The 7161-nt window shown below is 41.4% G+C and carries 9 protein-coding genes; all 9 read left to right on the top strand.

The features are described 5' to 3' along the window. Positions 1-357: ATPase, T2SS/T4P/T4SS family (locus AC1DSB_RS11710; RefSeq protein WP_477586765.1), on the top strand; the 357-nt coding region annotated here is incomplete at its 5' end. An 8-nt stretch (positions 358-365) separates the two neighbouring features. Beyond that, complete coding sequence (locus tag AC1DSB_RS11715) at positions 366-1406, top strand: type IV pilus twitching motility protein PilT (protein ID WP_016426779.1); 1041 nt, start codon at positions 366-368, stop codon at positions 1404-1406. Continuing rightward, entirely contained in the window at positions 1406-2617 is a 1212-nt protein-coding gene (locus AC1DSB_RS11720) for a type II secretion system F family protein (protein WP_477531873.1), read from the top strand. Before AC1DSB_RS11715 ends, AC1DSB_RS11720 begins: the two co-directional genes overlap by 1 nt. Before the next feature lie 129 nt (positions 2618-2746). Beyond that, a complete protein-coding gene (locus AC1DSB_RS11725) occupies positions 2747-3190 on the top strand; it encodes a prepilin-type N-terminal cleavage/methylation domain-containing protein (RefSeq protein ID WP_477531872.1) in 444 nt (147 codons plus the stop codon). A 19-nt stretch (positions 3191-3209) separates the two neighbouring features. Further along, positions 3210-4163, top strand: coding sequence for a type IV pilus biogenesis protein PilM (pilM, locus tag AC1DSB_RS11730; protein ID WP_477531871.1), 954 nt, complete (start codon positions 3210-3212; stop codon positions 4161-4163). 2 nt (positions 4164-4165) lie between these two features. Continuing rightward, on the top strand, positions 4166-4897 hold the full coding sequence (locus tag AC1DSB_RS11735; RefSeq protein WP_477531870.1) for a hypothetical protein: 732 nt from the start codon (positions 4166-4168) through the stop codon (positions 4895-4897). After that, positions 4890-5828, top strand: coding sequence for a LysM peptidoglycan-binding domain-containing protein (locus AC1DSB_RS11740; RefSeq protein ID WP_477531869.1), 939 nt, complete (start codon positions 4890-4892; stop codon positions 5826-5828). The genes AC1DSB_RS11735 and AC1DSB_RS11740 overlap by 8 nt, the downstream gene beginning before the upstream one ends. A 59-nt stretch (positions 5829-5887) precedes the next feature. Continuing rightward, positions 5888-6643, top strand: a complete 756-nt coding sequence (locus AC1DSB_RS11745) for a prepilin peptidase (RefSeq protein WP_477586766.1) — start codon at positions 5888-5890, stop codon at positions 6641-6643. Positions 6644-6730: 87 nt separating this feature from the next. Continuing rightward, a partial coding sequence (locus AC1DSB_RS11750) for a hypothetical protein (RefSeq protein ID WP_477586767.1) occupies positions 6731-7161 on the top strand: 431 nt, incomplete at its 3' end.

Below are 7161 nucleotides of genomic sequence, written 5' to 3' on the forward strand. Positions count from 1 at the left end.
GTTGTGGCACAACGTCTTGTACGTAAAGTTTGTCGTGATTGTGCAGAGAAACAGGAGCCTACTATCCGTGAAATTGATATTTTCCAGAAACGTGGACTAGAAATTCAAACGGTTTCAAGAGGAAAAGGGTGTCCATCATGCGGCATGACAGGTTACCGTGGTCGTATGGCCATTCATGAAGTACTAATCATTGATGACCAAATTAAAAGTGTCATCAACCGAGGTGGTACTGCAGCAGAAATTCGAGAAATTGCCCAAGCCAATGACACCATCTTCTTAATAGACGACGGACTGATGAAAGTAAGAGATGGCCAAACAACGACAGAAGAAATTCTGCGTGTTGCCCTCCAAGATTAGGTGAGAAAATGAGAGAATCAGTAGATATTTTATTAACCAATGCTTTTCAACAAAAAGCATCGGATATTCATATAACAGTTGGCGTTCCTCCTGTATTTCGTGTGCAAGGAGAACTTGTCAAATTCGGTTCCACTCCAATAACCCCGGAAATGTCGAGGGATATGGCTAAAGCAATTACACCCGATAAGTTATGGGATACGTTTTTGGAGCAAGGTGAGTTGGATTACTCACACGAAGTTGAAAACATAGCGCGTTTTCGTGTGAATGCTTTTCATCAAAAAGGCAAGATTTCGATTGCTTTTAGGACCATTCCGCAAGTCATTCCGACAGTCGAGCAATTGCAAATGCCGAATACGCTGAAGAAATTAGCGGAAACGAAGCAAGGGCTTATTTTGGTAACAGGTCCAACTGGTTCTGGGAAGTCGACTACGTTAGCTGCGATGATCAAACATATGAACACGGATATGAACTTACATATCATTACGCTGGAAGATCCGATTGAGTATATGCACGAACATGGAACAAGTATTATTGACCAACGTGAAGTCGGATTTGATACTAAATCATTCTCGAATGGTCTTCGTGCAGCACTACGTCAAGATCCAGACGTCATTCTCGTAGGGGAAATGCGTGACTTGGAAACCATCAGTATTGCCATAACAGCGGCTGAAACTGGTCACTTAGTTTTGGGTACTTTACATACGTCAAGTGCCGCATCGACGATTGAACGTATTATCGATGTGTTTTCACCAGAACAGCAAGCGCAAGTACGTACTCAGCTTGGTGGCGTGTTGAAAGCGGTAATTAGTCAACGATTAATCAAGACAGCAGATGGCAAAGGTCGTCGAGCGGCTACTGAAATCTTGATTACAAATCCAGCAATTTCTAACTTGATCCGTACTGCGAAAGTACATCAAATTCCGAACGTTATTTTGACGAATCGAGCTGCTGGCATGCACATGATGTCAACTTCCTTAAAAGAGCTAGTAGAGTCCGGCCAAATTACACAAGTAGCGGCACAACCGTACCTTGAAGGGGACGAGCATTAATGGCGCGCTTTCAATATGTAGGTCGTGACCGTAAAGCTGTGCGAAAAGGAATTATTCAAGCAGCGAACCAACGTGAGGCAATCGTGAAACTTCGTGACGAAGGCATTCGCATCACTGAAATCAAACAAATGGCTGAAACTGCTCTTCAAAAAGATATTGTCATCGGGAATCCCGTCAAGCGGGAACAATTCATCATGTTTTTGAGACAATTCGCCACGTTAATGCGTGCAGGTGTAACGATAGTTGACTCCGTTGTCATTCTATCTCAACAAGTAGAGTCAAAAGCTTTACGACGTGCACTGGTTGAAATTGCTGATGATTTAAAAAGCGGTAATTCTTTATCTGATGCAGCTCGGAAATTTCCTAGGATTTTTGAACCGCTCGTCATCAACCTTTTGCAAGCGGGTGAGTTAACTGGATCAATCGATGAATCATTAGATCGTTTGGCAACTCATTTTGAAAAAGCATATGTGACCCGTCAAAAAGTAGTTTCTGCAATGACTTATCCTATTATTGTTGCTGTATTGGCGGTAGGGGTAGTTATATTCCTGTTGACGTCAATCGTTCCAATGTTCGTTGAAATGTTTAATGATTTTGGTGGGGAATTGCCACTCATCACCAGATTCGTAATGGGTGCAAGTGATTTTGTACAAAATTATTGGTATATATTGATTGCGATAGTTGCGATATTAGTAGGTGGTTTATGGCTAATGCGAAGAGATGAAAAGGGACGTTACATGCTTGATACTTTTTTATTACGTATGCCTATTTTTGGCAACATCTTAAAAAAAGCCGCCCTGGCCAGAATGACACGGACATTAAGTTCACTATATTCCAGCTCAGTTCCTATTTTAACTGCTTTAACTATGGTTGAGCGTGTAGTTGGTAACGAAGTAATAGGGAAAGTGATTCTTAAATCTCGAGACGGGCTAGAAAGAGGAGAGTCGATGACAGGACCAATGATGAGTCATTGGGCATTCCCGCCATTGATTCCCCACATGATTTCGATTGGGGAACAAACTGGCGCTCTTGATCACATGCTAGAGCGGGTTGCTGAATTCTATGAAAAAGAAGTCGATGCGGAAACTGATAAGCTCAAAGCACTGATTGAACCTTTGATGATTGTCTTATTAGCAGGACTTGTTGGTACTATCGTTCTGGCAATCTTATTACCAATGTTTGGTCTATTTGAGAATGTAGATAATATGTAAATAATTCAAAAATAATATAATAAAAATGAGCATAAAGTCTATTTATCTATATATTTCGACATATAAAGGTGCTATTATGAAATTGTACTGGTATAAGTACCATTTTATAGAAAAAGGGAGGCTTATAGGATGAGAAAATTCATTCAAAACAAATTAAAAGAACAAAAAGGTTTGACATTAATTGAGCTTCTTGCAGTAATCGTTATCTTAGCGATTGTTGCAGCAATTGCGATTCCGGCAATTGGTAATATTATTGAAAATAGTCGTAATGGCGCGGTTAAATCGGATTATCAAAATGCATTAGCTGCAGCTAATGTTTATTTTACAGAAAATCCTAAAGGGGAAACTCCAGCAAATGCAACAGCAACTGTAACGGTAGGAACATTACTCTCACAAACTTACTTGGATGATAAAGGATCTCTTGCTGATGCTGTGGTCATTACTAAAGTGTCGGGAGGAAATACAATCTCTGGTGCTACAACTGATGGGAAATATGAAATTAAAACTGCACTGACAAACGCTAAATTGGGTAAAATAGCAAATAAAGATTTTACAGGTACTGATATAAAATAATTACCTCGGAGCTGATCCCATGAATTTCACACCTTCGTTCCTAAACAAACGCTCACGCGTGGCGACGGTTACAATTGAAGAAGATGCGATCCGAATGGTGGAAGTGAAGTCAACGTCTCCTTTGCATGTAGTTTGTGCAGAGGAGCGTTCTTTGCCTCCTGGCGTTGTTACGGATGGCAAAATTGTGGACGCGGATACGCTGGTGTCTATTTTGTGCGAGGCTGTGGAAGAATGGAAGCTTTCCCGCAAATCCGTTCGGTTCTTAGCACCAGACGAATATGTGATTATCCGCAAACTATCATATCCTCCCGATGTTCGAAGTGATGAGTTGAAAGGCCACTTCTTTATTGAAATTGGTTCGACACTTTATTTACCTTTTGAAGACCCCGTATTTGATGTGGTCCCTTACACTGCATCAACTGATACAAAAGAAGCGATATTGATTGCTTCTAAAGAGAGCATTTTAAATACATATGAAGACGCTTTTGAAGACGTCAAAATGAAACCTCTTGTGGCCGATATTGGACCACTTGCCCTGTATCGTTTGGCATATTCCCAATATGCCTATACCGGTAAAGAGCATATTTTACTATTGGATGTTAAAAACGATAAATATACCGTTTCGATTTTCCATCAACATTTCCCATTATTCATGCGACCTGTTGAAGTGAATGAACCTGACGAGTCGAATTTCTTCAGTGGAGCACAAACATCAAAGATGGACTCACTTCTATCTGAAGTCTCAAAGCTCATCAATTTCTATCGCTACAATATGAACCAAGGAAATGAAGGCATCACACATATTTTGCTTAACGGTGAAATGGATAATTGGGAAGAACTATTGCGACAAATGGAACTCCAGTTCGAAGTTCATACTTCCACAGTTGTTCGCGAAAAGATTTATATGGAAGATGGAAAAGCCATCCCGATACGCTTTAATCGAGCACTCGGACTTGCGTTGAAAGAGGTGTAAGGATGTTAGTCGATATTAATTTACTTTCCGAAAAAGAACGGGATCGTCCCGCCTTTGTCGTGGCTGCCATCTTACTGATTATCATCGGCCTATTCGGAGGGCTCGTTTTTTATTTCCTAGGAAATTCTTATGAGAACAAGGCACAAGTGCTGATTGCCCAAAGTGTAGAGGTTGCCAGTCAGCAAGCTGCCATTCAAGAACAGATGCTGACAACGGAAGCATTGAACGATACTCAAAAGCTGCAAAAAACAGTTGATTGGGCGGAAGCTTATCAATATGATACTTTACCTTTAATTAGAGAACTAACTTCACTACTTCCTGAACGAGGATTTTTCATGAACTTTTCGTTTACATCACCAAGTGAAGCACTAGTTGACGTGCAATTTGATACATCGCGTGAAGCAGCGTTTTATTTAACCCAATTAAAAGCATCTGAGATGATTACTGCCGTTAGCTTATCAACCCTTACATATCAACCGTTGGAAGAAACAAAGGAAGAAGAAACTGATGGCACTGCGACACCAGTCGAACCTGTTATGCCCCGTTATTTAGCTTCATACTCAATCACTTTTTTAGATACACGTATGCCAGCTGAAGGGACTGCGGTACCAGTGGATCCGAATGCACCTCCTGTTGAAGGGGAAACCCCAGCGGATGAACAGCCAGCTGAGCCACCTGTAACTGAAACGCAACCTCCTGGAGACGATGCGCAAGGAGATGATGTAAATGAGTAGTCTGACACGTAAACAAAAAGAAGTCGGCCTGATCGTGCTATCCAGTTTATTTTGTATAGCAATTCTTACCTATTCATATTTCACATTCTACTCTCCCAAAAAAGAGAGTTTAGCTGTCGCTGAAACGACGCTCACAACGGATCGACAAGTATTGTTTGCGCTGGAACAACAACTGGCTGATCAGCCTGAAATTCCAGTCGTCAGTTCGCTTGAATTACAAAAGAAAGTGCCCGTTGATCCATTATCGGAACTTGTTTTATTGCAAATTGAGAAAGCGGAAGTTGTCTCACAGTCACTTGTTCAATCTGTGAGCTTTACAGAAGGACCATTTGTCATTGAATCCCCTCCAGAAGGGGTTGAGACACTTCAGGAACTTCTTGTGAGTTTGTCGATTGAAACGCCTACCTATACGACATTGGAGACTTTCATCGATGAACTTGAAAAATTGGATCGCGTATTAATCGTTGATTCGATTCAGTTCAGCTCTTCTGGTGAAGTGACAACCGATGAACAAGAAGATGAGAAATTACAACTGACGCTGACATTCTCTGCATTTTATCGACCAGACCTAACCGAACTACTCGAAGAAGGTCCTAAAGTTGATACACCACCTCCAGCAGAAAAAGGGAATCCGCTTCCTGCGAATAATGGTGTTGTTACTGGAGAAGTAGAGTCGAGTGAAGATGAAACTGCAATGGTGGTAGGTCAGATTATCGAGAACAATGAAATGGATGAAGAAGCAACTTCCGATTCAGACACGGTATCCAGTAATTTTGAATCACAAACCTACACAGTTCAACCTGGCGATACATTATACTCTATTTCTATTGAATACTATGGAGATCGATCAGGCGAACGGAAAATCAAACAAGCAAACGGTTTACATTCAAACAAAATCGTAGCAAATTCAACTCTAGTCATTCCAAAATAACGAAACAAAAACTGGAGAGCGTACGTTGCCTCCAGTTTTTGTGTGATTGAGAGGTATGTATGGACATTCTATATACAACATTATTTTTCATATACGGACTTATTTTTGGCTCTTTCTACAATGTCGTCGGATTGCGTTTACCGAAAAATGAATCGATTGTGACGCCGCCGTCGCACTGCACGATTTGCGATCGACGTTTGACGATCAAAGATTTGGTTCCGGTATTTTCATTTGTTTTCCTGAAAGGGAAGTGTCGGGGATGTGGGACAAAAATCAATTGGATTTACCCCGTGATAGAACTTGTGACGGGAGGTTTGTTTGCCTTCGCATTCTATCAACTAGGTTTCTCGTGGGAACTGATTGTTGCAATTTTGTTTATATCGATGCTCGTCATCATCACGGTATCAGATCTTGCTTATATGCTTATCCCAGATAAAGTCCTGTTGTTCTTTGGTGTTTTATTAATTATTGCGCGGATTTTATCTCCACTAGAGCCTTGGTGGGACAGCATCATTGGTGCTGCCGGAGGCTTTGGAATCCTGTTACTGATTGCGATTTTGWCGAAAGGCGGAATGGGTGGTGGCGATATTAAATTGTTCGCGGTCATCGGTCTTGTGCTTGGAATGATTCCGACTTTATTGACATTGTTCTTTGCTGCATTTATTGGTGCAATCGTTGGCGTTATTCACTTGCGCCGCTCAAAACAAGGGCGCAAAACGCCAGTGCCTTTTGGTCCGTCTATTGCACTCGCAGCCATCGTTGTCTATTTTTATGGGAAACAAATACTCGATTGGTATATAAATTTGTTAGTTTAACTCGAAAACTTTTTTGGACAAGCCGACACCGGTCTTGTCTTTTTTTATTGCTCAAATGGTAGCGTTAAAGAAAAACGGGGTGATCAATTGCGTCTTTCAAAAACGTTCTCAAAGTTTTCATACACATTGGCAATCATACATGGTTTTCTTATCGGAGCTGTTTCGATTGGCATATTCGCAATCTTTATTCAGTGGCAGGATAATTCGAAAGCTGAGACTCCTGAGACATCCGCAACGACTGACAAACCAGAACAAGTCGAGGTGACTGCACCGCCAAATACGACAACACCGACTCAATTTTATGCGAAGCAACACGGTGTATTTACCACAGCCGACGGGGCTACTGCCTTGCTTCAATCAAATCCAGCAATGAAATCCGCAGCCATTGTCATCACGGATGGAAAATATTTTGTGTGGTCCGCAGCAAGCACCGTGGAAAGTGAAGTGAAAGTGGAAGGCAGCACGGAGTCTTTCGTGAAACCATTCCGGATCAATTCGGCAGCATGTACCGAACAAGC

The sequence above is a fragment of the Paenisporosarcina sp. P4_E4_2 genome, from assembly GCF_056401595.1.